Consider the following 18,194-nt stretch of genomic DNA (forward strand, 5'->3'; position numbering starts at 1 on the left):
TGTGTTAAACTCAAATCCGCAATCCCATAAAATGAATCCAAAAATGAAAAAAATTACTGCCGTTGTCAAAGCATTATTTGTTTTACTAGTATTTTCTTGTTCTTCTGATCCTGTTGAAAAAGAAGTAAAAGTTAGTTCGATTGTCATAAACGGTGATAATGTTGTAGGAGCGGAATCCAAACAGCTTTCGGTTACCGTTAGTCCTTCTTCTGCAACCAATAAAGAAGTAACTTGGAATGTTTCTGATAAAAATATAGCAGTTATTACTGAAACGGGACTTTTAACAGGACTTAAAAACGGCTCTGTAAAAGTAACGGCAACAGCCAAAGACGGCTCGGGAGTAATATCTGAGAAAAACTATACCGTTTCTGGAATAAAAGACCCAGTCGTATTAGTTGAAAGTATTTCTATAAACAACGTTTCAATTACCGACGGTAAACCTGTACAATTAACTGCTGGGGTTTTACCAGCAACGGCAACGAACAAAGAATTGGTTTGGACAGTTTCGAATGATGCTATTGCAACAATTAGCGCAGAGGGAATAATAACTCCAAAAATCAACGGAACCATTATAGTAACGGCAACAGCAAAAGACGGAAGCGGAAAAAGTGGTCAATTGCAATTGGTGATTTCTGGGGTTACTATAGTGTATCAAACTACGGTTAGAGGCGAAAGCATTTTACTTTGGCAACGAAACAACGGAGGATGGGGTAAAGCGGTAGCCGACCTCAATTTATACAACACTCAACAAACAGCCGCACAAATTACAACGGCTTTGAATTCTAAAAATTTAACCGATACTACTATCGATAACGGACATGTAGTGACCGAACTCAGATGGTTATTGGCAGATTACAAAACAACTCAAAATCCAAATTATTTAGCTGCCGCCGAAAAAGCAATTGATTGGTTATTTGCTGCACAATATGCTAACGGAGGTTGGCCGCAATACTACCCGGATAAAAGTGGCTACCGACACCAAATTACTTATAATGATAATGCAATTGCAAACGTAATGAATTTGATGTGGGATATTACTAAATCGAAAAATAATCTTGACTTAGTGAATGAGAAGTACAAAGAAAAAGCGCAAACGGCTTTTAATAAAGGAATTGAAGTTATTTTAAAAACACAAATTACCTACAAAGGCAAAAAAACGGTTTGGTGCGCTCAACATGACGAAGTGACTTTGCTTCCGGCCTTAGCAAGAGCGTATGAATTACCAAGTTTTAGCGGTTCCGAATCGGTAGGGATTGTTCGAGTTTTAATGTTAGTCGAGCAACCTTCGGCCGAAGTAAAACAAGCTATTAAAGATGCGATAGATTGGTTTAATGGAGCAAAATTATTTGATATCGCGACCAAAAAAATAAGTGATGCATCACAACCTTCTGGCCAAGATTTGGTTGTTGTGGCTTCTCCAGGAAGTGTTCTTTGGGCTCGTTTTTATGATTTAGAAAACAACCAACCATTCTTTTGTGGGCGAGACGGAGTTGCTAAAAAAACATTGGCTGAAATTGAAAATGAAAGAAGAGTAGGTTATGCTTGGTATGGCAATTGGCCATCAACTTTAATAGATAAGGATTACCCAAGCTGGAAAGCAAAAAATGGATTGTAACTCTGCTTCAAATAAAATAAATTAAAGGCACAAGAAGAAAATTCACATGAACAAAAACAATTTTTTTTTAAACTTTTTAGTTGCTTTAGTAACCGTATGTAGCACATTTGCACAGCAAAATTTGATTTTGCACTACGATAAACCTGCTACTAATTGGAATGAAGCGCTACCAATTGGCAATGGTCGTTTAGGAGCTATGCTGTATGGTAATCCTCAAAAAGAAGAACTGCAATTAAACGAAGAAACAGTTTGGGCAGGAGAACCGGGAAACAATGTTCCTAAAAATGCTTTTCCTAAAATAGAAGAAATAAGAAGACTGCTATTTGCAGGAAAAAATAAAGAAGCGCAAGATTTAGCAAACAAGACCTTCCCCAGAGTGGTACCCAAGGAATTAAATTACGGTATGCCTTATCAAACGGTAGGGAGTTTATGGATTGATTTTCCTGAACATGAAAGCGCTATCAACTATAAAAGAGATTTGGATATTGAAAAGGCAGTAGCTTCTGTAAGTTATAAGGCGAATGGAATTAACTACAAAAGAGAACTTTTTACTTCTTTTGTGGATGATGTAATAATTCTAAAAATAAGCGCCGACAGAAAAAAAAGTATTAGTTTTTCTTTATACGCAACCAGTCCACAGCTAGTAAATAGCACACAAATAAAAGACAATAGACTGGTTTTTGAAGGAACAACAGGTAATGCAGATAATAAAACTGGCAAAATAAAATATGTGGGAGAAGCATCCTGTAGTTTAAAAGGTGGAAAATTAACAGCTTCATCAAATAGCTTGACTGTTGAAAAGGCTGATGAGGTGGTTATTCGTATTTCTATAGCAACTAATTTTAAAAATTATAAAGAGCTTAGTGAAAATGCTGCCGAAAAAGCCAATACAATTTTAAATAAAGCGATCAAAAAGGATTATGAGCAATCTTTAAAAAATCATATTGAGGCATATCAAAAATATTTTAACCGTGTGTCTTTGTATTTGGGTGATTCACCGCAATCTAAAAAAACAACAGATGTTCGAATTAAAGAATTTGCCACTCATTATGACCCACAATTGGTAGCGCTTTATTTTCAATTTGGTCGTTATTTGTTGATTTCGAGTTCGCAACCCGGAAATCAACCTGCAAATTTACAGGGAATATGGAATCATAAATTAAATCCATCGTGGGACAGTAAGTATACGGTAAATATTAATACCGAAATGAATTATTGGCCTGCCGAAATTACCAATTTGAGCGAAATGCATGTGCCTCTTTTCAGTATGTTGAAAGATTTAGCTGTAACGGGGCAAGAAAGCGCTTCTGAAATGTATCATGCTCGCGGTTGGAACATGCATCATAATACAGATTTATGGCGTATTACCGGGGTAGTAGATGGAGGGTTTTATGGGCTTTGGCCTATGGGCGGCGCATGGCTTACCCAACATTTGTGGCAACATTATTTGTATAACGGAGATCAAGCTTTTTTGGAAGAATATTATCCTGTACTAAAAGGCGTAACTCAATTTTATCTCGATGTACTTCAAGAAGAACCCGAACACAAATGGTTAGTAGTAGCTCCTTCAATGTCTCCCGAAAACACCTACGAAAAAAGTGTGAGTATATCGGCAGGAACAACTATGGACAATCAATTGGTGGCGGATGTTTTTAATAATTTTCTTAAAACTTCAGAAATTTTAAAAATAGATAAACCTTTTGCCGACTCGGTTACTGTAGCTTTAAAACGCTTGCCGCCCATGCAAATTGGAAAGCAAACACAGTTACAAGAATGGCTTCAGGATGTAGATAAGCCAAATGATCACCACCGACATATTTCGCATTTATACGGTTTATTTCCTTCGGGGCAATTATCACCGTTTAGAACACCAAAATTAATTGAAGCTGCCAAAAACACTTTAATTTCTAGAGGGGATGTTTCTACAGGATGGTCAATGGGGTGGAAAGTCAACTGGTGGGCACGATTGCTCGACGGAAATAGAGCATATAAATTAATTAAAGATCAGTTAAGCCCAGCACCTATTGATAATAAAGGAGAATCTGGGGGGACTTATCCGAATCTTTTAGATGCTCATCCACCTTTTCAAATTGATGGGAATTTTGGATGTACCGCCGGAATTGCCGAAATGTTATTACAAAGTTATGATGGAGCGATTTATCTGTTACCCGCTTTACCAAATGATTTTAAAGAAGGAAAAGTTACGGGTCTGAAAGCTAGAGGTGGTTTTGAAGTCAGTATGGAGTGGAAAAAAGGAAAACTAAATCAATTAAAAATTGTTTCTGCTTTAGGGGGAAATTGTAGGTTGCGCTTACCAGCAGCAATTGATCTAAAAGGAAAGGTCACTCTAGCAGAAGCAAAGGGTGAGAATCCCAATGTGTTTTTTCAAATTAATGCAATTAAAGAGCCGATTATGTCAGATAAAGCAATTTTAAAGGGTTTTGAAATTCCAAATACAAAATGTTATGATTTTGATACAAAAGCAGGTGAAACGTATACTTTTGAAGTAAAATAAACGAATGGAACGCAGCTATTTAAATAGTAAAATAAAAGTAAAGAATTTACTCTTATTATTTTTAGTATTAGGTCTACAAAGTACTCATGCCCAATATATAAACGGCATTACAAATGTACGCGATACCTCTTTTACCAACGAAAGTGCCTTTAGCAAAACCCTCAAAAACTTTCCAACAATTACAAAAGTGCAACTGCCACATTTTAAAAACGTAACCCAAAAAAACAATCTGGTATATTGCAGTTATGGAAAACGAAAAATGCGGTTGGATGTTTTTTTTGATAAAAATAAGGTTGAAAAGCAAACGGCAATTATCATCATTCACGGAGGCGGATGGCGTTCGGGTAATAAGGAGCAACATCATCAAATGGCACAAAAACTAGCGAGTTTGGGTTATGTCTGTTTTACGCCAGAGTACCGGTTATCTACCGAAGCGCTTTTTCCAGCGGCAGTTTATGATCTCAAAGCAGCTATTCGATGGGTGCGTGAAAATGCCGAAAAGTACAATGTCAATCCCAATCAAATTGTATCATTAGGATTTTCTGCTGGTGGCGAATTGGCAGCTTTTGTAGGTGTTACCGGAAATATGCCTCTTTTTGAAGGTAATATGGCCAATTCCGATTCCAAATCGCAGGTCAATGCTATTATAGACATCGATGGAACCTTGTCCTTTGTTCACCCAGAAAGCAGTGAAATGCAAACTTCGGATGTGGATAAAAAAATCGGCGCTTCCACTTATTGGCTGGGGTATCGAATTAAAGAACAGCCTATACTTTGGGAAGCCGCATCGCCCTTAAGTTATGTGGGCAAAAATACACCACCAACCTTGTTTATTAACAGTTCTATCACCCGAATGCATGCTGGTCGAAATGATTTTATTCGAGTTTTAGAAGAAAATAAAATTTACAATGAAGTGCATGAATTTGAAAATTCGCCGCATACTTTTTGTCTATTCAATCCTTGGTTTGATCCTACCATTGCCTATATAGACGATTTTTTGACTGCCATTTTTAAAAATTAAAAAACAATTCCTACAGATAATGAAAATAAAAACACTCCAAGTTTTAGCGCTTTTTACCATACTTTTTAGTTTATGGGCATTTGATTTAAAACCCAAAAAGATAACCACGGTTTATTTAATTGGCGATTCGACTATGGCCGATTACGCTAACAATTACGAGCCAGGAAAAGACTACATGAAAACCCGATTTCCAGTTACTGGATGGGGACAAGTTTTTCAACCTTTTTTGGTTAAAGATAGTCTTCCTAAAGTCAGAAAGTTAATCAAAACCGATAGTGTTTTCGTAGATGACAGAGCCAGAGGAGGACGCAGTACCCGAACTTTTTTTCAGGAAGGAAGATGGAGAGCCGTGTATGAAAACCTTAAAAAAGGGGATATTGTAATCATGCAATTTGGTCATAATGATGCCGCAAAGGACAAAACAGAGCGCTATGTAGATGTTGAAGGGTATAAAGAATTTTTAAGATTGTTTGTAACCCAAACTCGAGAAAAAGGAGCTACCCCGATTATAGTAACGCCAGTGGCACGCAATTACCCTTGGGAAAACGGAATCTTAAACGATACGCATGGCGATTATGATAAAGCACCAAAAGAAGTAGCTGCCGAAATGAACGTGTCGTTAATCGATTTGAACAAGGCTTCTAGAACTTTTTTTACAAAAAAAGGAAAAGATTTTGTCACCCAAAATTACTTTATGAATTTACCCGCCGGAAAATACGAAGCCTATCCGGAAGGACAAAAAGACAATACCCATTTTCAAACAGCCGGAGCGGTTGAGGTGGCGAGGCTTGTTTTTGAAGAAATGCAAAAAATACAAGAAAAATCAGCAACTAATTAAATAGGTAGAAGAATGTATAAATTATTTAAAAAAACAACAACTGTTGCAATTAGTTTCTTTTTTTCGCTTACTAGCATAGCGCAATCTTCTATAAAGGATTCTGTTACTAAAATTGATGTCTATGCGGGTATAGAATTTTCAATGCCCAAAGTAAAAGAAACCTCTTTTCCCAATTATGAAGTCGATATTACACAATTTGGCGCCATCGGTGATGGAGTATATAAAAATACAGCGGCTTTTGCTAAAGCTATTGCAGCGGTTACGCAACACGGAGGTGGAAAAGTAAAAATACCGCAAGGTATTTGGTTAAGCGGGCCTATTACGTTAAAAAGCAACGTCAATATCCATTTGGAGCAAGGGGCAATCTTGCTTTTTAGCCGTGATTTCTCTGACTATCCTTTACAAAAAGGAAATTTTGAAGGAGCCGAAACCTATCGTTGTGTTTCACCTATAAATGCGAATGGCGCTACCAACATTGCCATTACAGGTAACGGAATTGTTGATGGCAATGGTGATGCTTGGCGTCCTGTTAAAAAAATGAAGATGACGGATACGCAATGGTCAGAATTGGTGAAATCGGGTGGTGTTTTATCTCGAGATGGTAAAATGTGGTTTCCAACGGCAGGAGCGTTAAAAGGACATGAAAACGGAGCTAAAATTGATTTTTCTAATAATAACGACGAATTGCAATCCATAAAAGATTATTTGCGTCCGGTAATGGTGAGTTTGGTAAACTGCAAGCAAGTTTTATTAGATGGGCCAACTTTTCAAAATTCACCAGCATGGAACATTCACCCATTGCTTTCCGAAGACATTATCGTGCGTAACTTAACCATCAAAAATCCGTGGTATTCACAAAACGGAGATGGATTGGATATTGAATCTTGTAAAAATGTATTGGTTTATAATACTAGTTTTGATGTAGGAGATGATGCCATTTGTATCAAATCAGGAAAAGATAAAGAGGGAAGAGCACGCAACATACCTACCGAAAATGTAATTGTAAAAAATAATATTGTATACCATGCGCACGGTGGTTTTGTTGTTGGAAGCGAAATGTCGGGAGGAGTGAAAAATGTCCATGTATCCAATTGTTCTTTTATTGGTACCGATACGGGTTTGCGTTTTAAAAGCAATAGAGGAAGAGGCGGTGTAGTCGAAAATATTTACATATCAAATATTAAAATGACCAATATTCCAACCGAAGCAATTCGTTTCAATTTGTTTTACGGAGGAAATGCACCCGATTTTGAAGCAATTAAAAATGGGGAAAGTAGCACTAGTACTGACCAAATTACTTATTCAGTAACTGAAGAAACACCATCTTTCCGAAATATTTTTATGAATATTATTACCGTTTCGGGTGCAAAAAAAGCCGCTTTTTTTATGGGACTACCAGAAATGAATTTAAAAAACATTCAACTTAAAAACACGACTATTCATGCCGAAAACGGAATTGAAATCATCGATTCACAGGGCTTGCAATTTAGCAATGTAAGTGTAGTGACTCCCAGCAAAACGGCACTAACAATTTACAACAGCAGTAACCTTAAATTTGAGTCGTATTTAATAGATGAAAAAAAACAAGCCCAAATACAAGTTCTGGGAGTCAAATCCAAAAACATTCAGTTTTCTAAAAAAGACCTAACATCTTTTCAAACGGCAATTATTACCGGGAACGATGTAAACAAAAAGGAAATCACCTTAAAATAACAGAATCATTCTGAAATTTATATTGCCATTCAAGCTACAAAAGAAGCCAAAAAACTTGGCTTCTTTTTGGTGTTAATTACCTTTCTATCGCTAAATATTTTGCGATATAATTTTTATGAACTTTATATCGTTGTGGTTAAATCTTGTTTTACTGACGATTTTTAATATATTCTGTAGGAGTTATTTTCATTATCTCTTTAAAGCAAGTGCTAAAATAAGCTGCTCCATTAAAACCCACTTTATAAGCAATATCCGCAATATCTGTTTCGCCTGCATCCAAATACTGTTGAGCTCTTTTGATGCGCATTTCTTTAACAAATTCAACTGGTTTTAAATGTGTTAAACTCTTGAATTTGCGGTTAAAAGTAGGACGCGACATATTTAACGAATTCGCAATTACATCAATATTAAATTCGGGATTGGTAAGGTTTTTTTCAACCAGATCAATAATATCTTTTAAGAATTTTTCATCTTTGGAGGTAATGATAATTTCATTGGGTTCTAAAACTATCGTTTTTGGAGTTTGTTGTAATTGTTCAAAAAACTTCTTTCTGCTTTTAATTAAATTTTCGGCAGATGCCAATAAAAAATCGGTACTAAACGGTTTGGTAATATAATAATCGGCGCCGTACTTTAATCCTTCAATTTGACTCTCAACCGATGATTTTGCCGTGAGTAATATAACCGGAATATGACTGGTTTCAGTAGCGTTTTTAAGAGCATCCAACATAGAAATTCCGTCCATTTCGGGCATCATAACATCGCTTATAATTAAATCGGGTATTTTAGAAATAGCTAGTTTTAATCCTTCTTTTCCATTTTCGGCTTCAATTACATGGTAATAATTTTGTAACTGATTTTTGGTAAATTGCCGCAATTCATAATTGTCTTCTACTAGTAGAATAGTAGAATCAGGGTTAATTGCAATTGGAATATCTGAATTGGTTTCTATAGTCATGAAACTCGTATTATCCGTTTTTTTTCTGTCTTTTGGAGTTGTTACTAAATTAATTTCGGATTGAAAAATCATATTTTTTAAATCAATTTCGATAGCAACTGTTAACCCTCCGAAAGAATTGTTGTGGGCAGAAATATGACCTCGATGCAAGTTTACATATTCTTTGCACAAAGCCAATCCAATACCGGTTCCTACATTTTTCGTAGCATCATTTCCGGATTCATAATAAAGATTAAAAATCGAGTCCAATTTACTTTCCTCTACTCCACATCCTTGATCAATTACCTGAACTTCTAAAAGAGAATTTTCTTTTAAATCGGTTTTTACAGTAATCAGACTGTAATCAGGCGAAAATTTAATGGCATTGGAAAGCAAGTTATAAACCACTATATCCATTTTTTCTTTATCCAAATTGACAATCATAGTTTTATTACTGAATTCGGATTTGATTTGAATGCTTTTTTCAAGACTTATTTGAGCAAAGAGTGAAATTAAATCATTTAAAAAGGGTACAAAATCAAAATTTTCAGGATGTAATGCCTCATTCCCACTTTGTACTTTTCTAAAATCGAGCAATTGGTTTACAAAACGAACTAAACGACTAGCGTTTTTTTGAACGGTTTCGATATAATTTTGACCCAAGGGACTTAGTTTTTCATGTTTAGCAATTTCGTCAATCGGATTGACTATTAGAGTTAGCGGCGTGCGTAATTCGTGCGAAATATTAGTGAAAAAACTCAGTTTTAAGTCGGTCATTTTTTGTTCGATGATGACATTATTTCTCAACTTAATCATGGTGAAAATGATGCGTTGGGCTAATGCTAATAATCCCAAAAGAATAAGTGCATAAAAACAATAGGCCCAAGTTGTTCTCCAAAACGGTGGTTTGATGATAAAGGTTATTTTCTTACTAGGAATATTTGTATACAATTCGGTGTTTAAGCATTTTACTTCAAATTCGTATGTTCCTGGTTCTAAGTTGGTAAATGTGGCTTTTTTTTGGTTTTTAACCGCATGCCACTCGTCATCTAATCCTTTTAATCGATACGTATAGTGCTGTTTAGTTGTGGTTCGATAATCCAAAACGGTATAATAAATTCCAATGGTATTTTCGTTATATTTCAATTCTACACCATCATCGTAGTTAATATCTTTTTTTAAAGGAAAGTCAGTAGAGTTGACATTGGAGTTTTTATTATTGATTTCAAAATCGGTCAATACCATTTTAGCCGCTATTTTTTGATTTTTTACAGTTTTAGGATTAAAAGTTAAATATCCGTTTCGACCGCCAAAAACCAAATTGCCATTAGCAAGTTTAATTACGGTAGATTCAGAAAATCCAGTTTTCATTAATCCATCGGAAGAATCATAATTTCGGAACTTATGCGTTTTTAAATTGAATTCGGAAAGTCCATTTTCGGTAGCAAGCCATAAATTTTTATCATTGTCTTCGATAATGCTTAAAATAAAATCGTTTGGTAATCCGTTTTTCTTAGTGAAATTATCAAATTGAAGTTGTTTTTTTGAGCTGAAATAAGCTAAACTGAGTCCGCCACCTGCCGTTCCTATCCACATTTTTTTCTCGGAATCTTTAAACAAAAACAAGACATCATTATTCCCTAAACTATTTTTATCCTTTGAAACTTTGGTATAACGCGAAAATTCAATTTGATTCGGATTGTAATTTCCGGGGTCAAAAGTTAGTAGCCCGTTGCTTGAAGCTACCCAAATTTTACCTTCATATCCGTTTTTTAAATTCCGAATTCGATTGGATTCTAATAAAGGATAATTTTTAAATTCATGTATAAATTGAATGTTGCCGTCTTTTTCTTCAACTAAATTCAAACCACTGCCGTAAGTTCCTATCCAAATACGTCCATTTTTATCCTCAAGAATAGAATAAATATTGTCATTACTGAGGCTTTTGGCGTCATTAGGGATGTTTTTATATTGTGTAACATGATAGGTACTATGTTGCTTATCTGTTGGAGTTGCTTTAAATAAGCCATTGCCCTTAGTACCCAACCAAATATTCCCTTTTGAGTCGCCGGTAATGGTATAAATCAAACCGATAGTAGTCAAGGAACGATTCGTAAAAACATTGTTTATTGTTTTATTTTGGTCAAAAACGGAGAGTTTACCTGCTTTGTTGGCAACCCATAATCGGTTTAATTTATCGGTATAAAGGGCTCTAATTTCATTTTCAGACTTATTATTAGTATTGGATTGGACAAAGTTTTGTTTGAATATTGGATTTTGAAATATAATTTTATTGATGCCGCGATCATTAGTACTCAACCATAAAATACCATTGGAATCAAAATAATTGCAGGAAACAATATTGGAAAATTGTTGGTTTTCTGTACCTGGTTTATTCAAAAAATAATCCACAGTATTGGTTTTTGGATTGTAAAAGCCAAAACCACCTCCTTTTAATTTGATCCAAACTCGATTAAAATTATCCTCAAAAATAGTATAACTATGAACCAATTGTAAAAATGTCGCATCGGTTTGCTGCGTAAAAAAATGTACTTTTTCGGTTTTAGGATTGAATAAATAAACGCCGTGTTTACTGGGTTCTATCCATAATCGATTACTTCGGTCTTCATAAATAGAAAAAAGCGGTAAAGGAGAAATTTTATTCTTTTCTATAAGTGATTTAGTAGCAATATCCCACGTAAGCAGTTCCCCCGAAGCTGTAGTTAAAAATAATATAGAATCCTTTTTTGATTTTAAAATGGCATTAATGGAATAGTTTGAAAGTGTATGTTGCCCCGTTTTTTTATTTTTAGAATCATAAGAAAACAACTCACCGTTAGCAGTACCAAACCAATATTTTTTTTGGGTGTAAGCATAACTGTTAATACTTTTTTGAGTAATAATTGCATTTGATTGAAAGTGATTATTTTGTAAAGAAACGATTTGATTTAAACCTTTTGAAGTCCCCAACCAAATATTCTTATCGGAGTCTTCAAATACAAAATGAAGTTCATTTGAAAGCAATTGTTGCATTTTACTAGCGTCTTTAGCAAAATGAATTACCTCTATTTGATTGTTGTTTTGAATGGCCAAATAAAGCCCTTTTTGTGCTGTGGTCAAACAAACGTTGCCATTTTTTAAAGGGATAATGTTTTCAAATTCATTTTTATGCGAGCCAATAAGCGTTGCAATAGAGATAAATTTTTCGGTATTTTTATCAAATCGATAAATTTGACCATCATAGGCTTTAAACCAAATATGCCCCCAATAATCTTCCTTCATCAAATCAATTCGGTTATTGCCTAAGCTACTGTTATCGCCCGCCGTAGCTTTGTAGCTAATAAAATTTTCGCCATCAAATCGGTTAATTCCATCCCAAGTTGCAAACCACATAAAACCCTCTTTCCCTTTCAAAATATCACGAACACCATCGTGAGAAAGTCCATTTTCAGTAGAATAATTTTCGAGTTTATACTGAATTTGAGAGTAGTTTTTTTGGAGATAAAGCAGCAGAAAAACAAATGATAAAAAGATTTTTGAAATTACTTTTTTCATCGAATTAGTTTGGTTTAAAAAGTTTGGTAGTGAAATGTACATTTTTTTTAGATAAAAAAAGATGAGTTGTTATTTTTTATTGGATGTACCTACTATTTTTCACAACAAAGCCCCGTTTTTTTCTAAAAACGAGGCTTTACTTTACTACTATTTAGGAGTTATTTCACATCAAAACGATCGGCATTCATCACTTTTACCCAAGCTTTTACGAAGTCGCGGACAAATTTTTCTTTGTTGTCATCTTGTGCATATACTTCGGCATAGGATCTTAAAACAGAGTTGGATCCAATGATGACATCAATTCGGCTAGCACTCCATTTAGGGGCTCCGGTTTTACGGTCTACGATATAATACAGATTTTCTTCGGAAGGTTTCCAAGAATAGTTCATATCGGTAATATTTACAAAAAAGTCATTTGTTAATACCCCTTCTCTATCGGTTAGCACACCTAATTTCGTTCCTCCGTAATTGGTATCTAAAACACGCATACCTCCAATTAAAACTACCATTTCAGGTGCTGTAAGTCCCATTAATTGGGCACGATCTAAGAGCATTTCTTCGGGAGAGGCAACGTATTCTTGTTTCAACCAATTGCGGAAACCATCGGCTTTTGGTTCTAAATCTTCAAATGATTCAATATCGGTTTGTTCTTGCGTAGCATCACCTCGACCGGCAATAAACGGTACAGGAACTGAATATCCGGCGGCGGCGGCGGCTTGCTCAATTGCAGCACTTCCTCCTAAAACAATCAAATCGGCAATGCTGACTTTCTTAGGCAAACTTTGCTGAATTTCAACCAACGTACTCAATACTTTTTGCAAGCGTTCCGGTTCATTTCCTTGCCAGTCTTTTTGTGGAGCAAGACGAATTCGGGAACCATTAGCGCCACCTCTAAAATCGGAACCTCTGTAGGTACGGGCACTGTCCCAAGCAGTGTTAATTAATTCGGATGGAGTTAAACCACTATTTAAAAGAATGGTTTTTAAATTGGCGATCTCACTGTCATTTAAAGTATAATCGACTGTTGGAATAGGATCTTGCCATATCAAATCTTCTTGTGGAATTTCGGAACCCAAATAACGCGACTTCGGACCTAAATCACGATGGGTCAATTTGAACCAAGCTCTAGCAAATTGTTCCGAAAAATACGCTTGATCGGCATGAAACTTCTCCGAAATTTTTCGGTATTTAGGATCCATCTTTAATGCCATATCAGCATCAGTCATAATCGGATTGCGGCGTACAGTGGGATCGTGTGCATCCAAAGGTTTGTCTTCTTCTTGAATGTTCGTTGGTTCCCACTGCCAAGCACCTGCTGGACTTTTACGTAATTCCCAATCGTGTTTTAAAAGGATATTAAAAAATTCGTTGTCCCATTTGGTTGGGTTGGTTGTCCAAGCACCTTCTAATCCACTAACCATAGTATTAGCTGCATTTCCGGTTCCTTCAGGATTGTGCCATCCCAGACCTTGATTTTCAAAAAGTGCCAATTCCGGATCTCCTCCTAAATTTTCGGCTTTTCCGTTTCCATGTGCTTTCCCTACGGTATGTCCACCCGCTGTAAGTGCCACTGTTTCTTCATCATTCATGGCCATTCGGGAGAAAGTCGTGCGCATATCTTGTGCAGTTTTAAGCGGGTCGGGATTGCCATCAACTCCTTCGGGATTAACATATATTAATCCCATTTGGACGGCTGCTAACGGATTTTCGAGTGTGGTACGATCGGCTACATCTTCATAGCGATTTTTGGTTTCTGCCAACCATTCGCGCTCTTCGCCCCAATACACATCTTTTTCGGGTTCCCAGATGTCTTTTCGCCCGCCGGCAAATCCAAAAGTTTGTAATCCGGCCATTTCATAGGCTACATTACCGGCTAAAACAATCAAATCGCCCCACGAAATTTTATTACCGTATTTCTTTTTTATAGGCCACAATAAGCGTCGACCTTTATCGGTGTTTACGTTGTCTGGCCAACAGCTTAAAGGTGCAAAACGTTGGTTACCACTATTTGCGCCTCCACGGCCATCTGCCTTACGGTACGTTCCGGCCAAGTGCCAAGCAGTACGAACCATCATGCCAATATAACTGCCCCAATCGCCTGGCCACCATTCTTGATTGGTAGCAATTAAATCACGTAAATCTTGTTTAACTTCCTGTAAATTTAGCTTCGAAAATTCGGCTGCATAATAAAAATCAGCTCCTAAAGGATTGGTTTTGCTATCGTGTTGATGGAGAATATCAAAATTTAAGGCTTTTGGCCACCAATCTTTATTTGTGGTACCCGTTCCGGCAGTTAGTGATTTTGCTCCATTGTGAAAAGGGCATTTGCTGATGTCGTTACTGTTGTCCATAATCTATATCGTTTTAGTTATCGTATTATCAAAAGTAGTTGTATTTTGAAGTGGTTTTTATTGATTTAAATTGAATATGCCAATTGTGATATAAATATAATTTATTTTTAACCCAAAAAATAGGATATATGTATAAAAATGTCTTTTTTTTAACAATAAAATAAACACTGTTTTTATAAATGGAAAATTTAATACGAAGCTTTTTCAACAAACATATACCTCCAAAAAAATAAACTATGCAAAAGCTATTTTTCATATTACTAGTGCAAATATTCTTTTTAAATAGGTGCTTTTCTCAGCCAATAAGTACGTCAACGGTTGGAAAAGGATGGGCTAAAAATTCGGTCAATACGGTTATTTTTAGAAATAAGGCGCTTACAAGTTTTAACGAATTTCAGTTTACGGCTTATTACGATGAAAATGCCAATGTGGTCGTTGCGAAAAGAAAACGGACAGCATCCAAATGGGAAGTAGTGGTTACTCCATTTAAAGGAAAAGCTACCGACGCGCACAACAGTATTTCGATAGCAGTTGATTCGGAAGGATTTTTGCACATGGCTTGGGACCACCATGATAATCCGTTGCATTATGCAAAAAGTCTACGGCCTTTAGGTTTAGAATTTACGCCACTTTTACACATGACAGGTTTGCAAGAAGAAAAAGTAACCTATCCCGAATTTCATAATTTACCCGATGGTAGCTTGCTTTTTTGTTACCGAAGTGGCCAAAGCGGTCGCGGGAATATGGTTTTAAATAAATACGCGCCCGAAACGCAAAAATGGGAACAAATTCAACATAATTTATTGGATGGTGAAGGAAAACGAAGTGCCTATTGGCAAATGACAGTTGGACCAAAAGGTCTTTATTTGAGTTGGGTTTGGCGCGAAAGTTGGGATGTGAGCACCAATCATGATTTGTGTTATGCTTTTTCTGCAGATGGTGGAAAATCGTGGCAAAAATCCAATGGCGAACTTTATCCTGAAAACATCACGCAAAAAACAGCCGAAGTTATTCATGCAATTCCTCAAAACAGCAATTTAATCAATCAAACCGCTATGACGGTGGATGTAAACGGGAATCCCTATATTGCTTCGTATTGGAATGTCAATAAAATACCGCAATTCCAAATTGTATATCGCGAAAAAGATAGTTGGAAATTGGTTCAAACCCATTTTTTAAAAAAGGGCTTTGTTTTAGGTGGTGGCGGTACCAAAAGTATTCCCATCTCGAGGCCAAAAATTTTGGTTAAAGGCGATTTTATCTACTTGTTATTTAGAGCCGAAGAAAGAGGTAATAAAATCAGTTTGGCGTATGCCAAAAAGCCATTTACGAATTGGAACATTAAAGATATAACCAATGAAAGTGTAGGGCAGTGGGAACCGAATTGGGATAAAGAAGCCTGGGAATTAGAATCGAAATTATATGTTTTTGCTCAAAAAGTGGCACAAAAAGATGGAGAAGGCCTCAGCTCTGCCGAACCAACTGATGTACAAATTATAACGCTTAAAAAATTACCAAAATGAAAGCAATTGGAATACTAACTTTTTTATTAATGGTTATGGGTAACCCTGTTTTAGCCCAAAAAAAGAAAAAAGAATTGGTGCAACTAATTGAGACAACTCTCCAAAAATCGGTGACACAGTATCAATATTTAGCCACTCAAGTTGAGCCTGGCCACTATCCCAAAACCTGGCAAGAAAAACAACAAAAGCTCGAAACCAGTTCGTCGGGTTGGTGGTGCAGTGGTTTTTATCCCGGTACCTTGCTGTATTTGCAGGAATACAATCCTCAAGCAAATTTAAAAATCGAAGCCACATCTTTTTTAGAAGATTTGAAAAAAGAGCAATTCAACACTACAACGCACGATTTGGGTTTCATGATGTATTGCAGTTTTGGAAATGCGCTTCGTTTGTTTCCGAATCCATCCTATGAAGCTATTTTATTGCAAAGTGCCAAAAGTTTGAGCACTCGTTATCGACCAGTAGCACAATGCATTCAATCTTGGGATAGTGCTGCTTGGAATAAGGCTTCTAAAGACGAAATTCCCGTGATTATTGATAATATGATGAATTTAGAGTTATTGTTTTGGGCAAGTAAGTATTCGGGTGATCCACAGTACAGAAATATCGCTATTGCTCATGCCAATACTACGATGAAAAATCATTTTCGTCCGGATTATAGTTCGTATCACGAAATTGTATATAGTCTTACGAATGGCAAAGTTGTTAAAAAAATAACCAATCAAGGTGCTGCCGATGAATCGTCATGGGCTAGGGGACAAGCTTGGGGATTGTATGGATTTGTGGTGATGTACAGAGAAACAAAAGAAACTTCATATTTAAAACAAGCGCAGCACATTGCGCAATATATCTTGCATTATCCGAACATGTCAAAGGATTTAATTCCGTATTGGGATTATCAGGCTGAGGGTATTCCGGATGCGCTAAAAGACAGTTCTGCAGCGGCGATAACAGCATCGGCTTTATTAGAATTGGCTACTTTTTCTGCAGATAAAAGGGCAAAAGAATACCAAAAAGCGGCAGAAATTATTTTGAAAACCTTATGCTCAGCTGCTTATTTTTCTGCTCCCCAATCAAACGGTGGTTTTTTATTGAAACATGGGGTGGGTAATTATCCTAAAAAAACCGAAATCGACGGTTCGTTGTCTTATGGAGATTATTATTTCGTCGAAGCCATGATGCGCTATTTGAAAATGTAAAACCTATTTTTTTTGAGAAAAGGCTGTTTTTTTAGAATATTAATCGTAATATTGCAATATATAAATTAACTTATGGGTGTATCTAAAACAGAAATATTTACAGCGCAACAAAATACCATTGCACTTTTTGCCAAAGTGATCGGGCATCCGGCTCGCGTGGCCATTTTACAGCAGCTATTCAAACTCAATTCGTGTGTGTGTGGCGATTTGGTCCTGGAAATCGGATTGGCACAACCCACCATTTCGCAACATTTAAAAGAGCTTAAAAATTTGGGTTTGATTAAGGGAAATGTAGAAGGGACGAGCGTTTGTTATTGTATTGATCAAGAAAATTGGAGCAAAATGAAAGAATTGATGTCGGAGTTTTTAAACCAAGATATTCAGTCAAACGGAAGTTGTTGCTAGTTTTAAAAGTAAAGTTTAACCTTAAAAAAAATTACCATGAAATTATCTGATGTAAAATTAGCACTGCAAAAAGCAAGTACCATTCAGTTTCAATTGCCTAACGGAACCTTGGTTCCAAGTCATTTTCATGTTACTGAAGTGGGTAAAATAACCAAACATTTTATTGATTGTGGCGGAACAGTTCGCACCGAAAATAAGGCGAATTTTCAACTTTGGGAAGCAAACGATTACGATCATAGGCTGCATCCTGAAAAATTGATAAGCATAATCGAATTGGCCGAAAAAGTCTTGCAATTAGAAGATTTAGAGGTTGAAGTAGAATACCAAGGCGAAACCATTCAAAAATTTGATCTTGAATTTGAAGGGAATACGTTTACATTGATTTCCAAAAAAACCGATTGTTTGGCTAAAGAAAAATGCGGTATTCCTGAACCAAAAGCAACTTTTTCAAACAATAACGATGAACCTTGTTGTACTCCTGATGGGAATTGTTGCTAAAAATAACCTAAATACCTAACCTAATTA

General features: G+C 36.1%; 11 protein-coding genes. 9 read left to right on the forward strand and 2 right to left on the reverse strand.

Annotation, left to right across the window (positions count from 1 at the left end; genetic code table 11):
* Positions 1-43: 43 nt before the first annotated feature.
* Genes pelA through I5M07_RS10160 form a run of 5 tightly spaced genes read left to right on the forward strand, consistent with a single transcriptional unit; the run spans position 44 to position 7,702 of the window.
* Complete coding sequence (pelA, locus tag I5M07_RS10140) at positions 44-1,615, forward strand: pectate lyase (RefSeq protein ID WP_200106322.1); 1,572 nt, start codon at positions 44-46, stop codon at positions 1,613-1,615.
* Between the two features lie 46 nt (positions 1,616-1,661).
* A complete protein-coding gene (locus I5M07_RS10145; protein WP_200106323.1) occupies positions 1,662-4,130 on the forward strand; it encodes a glycoside hydrolase family 95 protein in 2,469 nt (822 codons plus the stop codon).
* Between the two features lie 4 nt (positions 4,131-4,134).
* Positions 4,135-5,151, forward strand: coding sequence for an alpha/beta hydrolase (locus I5M07_RS10150; RefSeq protein WP_200106324.1), 1,017 nt, complete (start codon positions 4,135-4,137; stop codon positions 5,149-5,151).
* 19 nt (positions 5,152-5,170) lie between these two features.
* On the forward strand, positions 5,171-5,989 hold the full coding sequence (locus I5M07_RS10155) for a rhamnogalacturonan acetylesterase (protein ID WP_200106325.1): 819 nt from the start codon (positions 5,171-5,173) through the stop codon (positions 5,987-5,989).
* Positions 5,990-6,001: 12 nt separating this feature from the next.
* Entirely contained in the window at positions 6,002-7,702 is a 1,701-nt protein-coding gene (locus I5M07_RS10160) for a glycoside hydrolase family 28 protein (RefSeq protein WP_200106326.1), read from the forward strand.
* 148 nt (positions 7,703-7,850) lie between these two features.
* Here the strand turns inward: I5M07_RS10160 and I5M07_RS10165 are convergent, their stop codons facing one another.
* Positions 7,851-12,194, reverse strand: coding sequence for a hybrid sensor histidine kinase/response regulator transcription factor (locus I5M07_RS10165; protein ID WP_200106327.1), 4,344 nt, complete (start codon positions 12,192-12,194; stop codon positions 7,851-7,853).
* Between the two features lie 158 nt (positions 12,195-12,352).
* Positions 12,353-14,545 carry a catalase/peroxidase HPI gene (gene katG, locus I5M07_RS10170; RefSeq protein WP_200106328.1) on the reverse strand — a complete coding sequence of 731 codons (2,193 nt, stop codon included), beginning with the start codon at positions 14,543-14,545 and terminating at the stop codon, positions 12,353-12,355.
* Between the two features lie 236 nt (positions 14,546-14,781).
* On the opposite strand from katG, the gene I5M07_RS10175 reads away from it, so the two are divergent.
* The 4 genes from I5M07_RS10175 (at position 14,782) to I5M07_RS10190 (ending at position 18,167) form a co-directional block, all read left to right on the forward strand.
* Positions 14,782-16,068: a BNR repeat-containing protein gene (locus I5M07_RS10175; protein WP_200106329.1), complete on the forward strand. Its 1,287-nt coding sequence runs from the start codon at positions 14,782-14,784 to the stop codon at positions 16,066-16,068.
* Complete coding sequence (locus I5M07_RS10180; protein WP_200106330.1) at positions 16,065-17,264, forward strand: glycoside hydrolase family 88 protein; 1,200 nt, start codon at positions 16,065-16,067, stop codon at positions 17,262-17,264. The genes I5M07_RS10175 and I5M07_RS10180 overlap by 4 nt, the downstream gene beginning before the upstream one ends.
* Positions 17,265-17,336: 72 nt before the next feature.
* Positions 17,337-17,669 (forward strand): ArsR/SmtB family transcription factor, encoded by a 333-nt coding sequence (locus I5M07_RS10185; RefSeq protein WP_200106331.1) that lies wholly within the window; start codon positions 17,337-17,339, stop codon positions 17,667-17,669.
* Between the two features lie 36 nt (positions 17,670-17,705).
* Complete coding sequence (locus I5M07_RS10190; RefSeq protein WP_200106332.1) at positions 17,706-18,167, forward strand: DUF6428 family protein; 462 nt, start codon at positions 17,706-17,708, stop codon at positions 18,165-18,167.
* Positions 18,168-18,194: the final 27 nt, after the last annotated feature.

Origin of the sequence: Flavobacterium agrisoli, from assembly GCF_016522065.1 — a bacterium.
In the GTDB taxonomy this organism is placed as follows: domain Bacteria; phylum Bacteroidota; class Bacteroidia; order Flavobacteriales; family Flavobacteriaceae; genus Flavobacterium; species Flavobacterium agrisoli.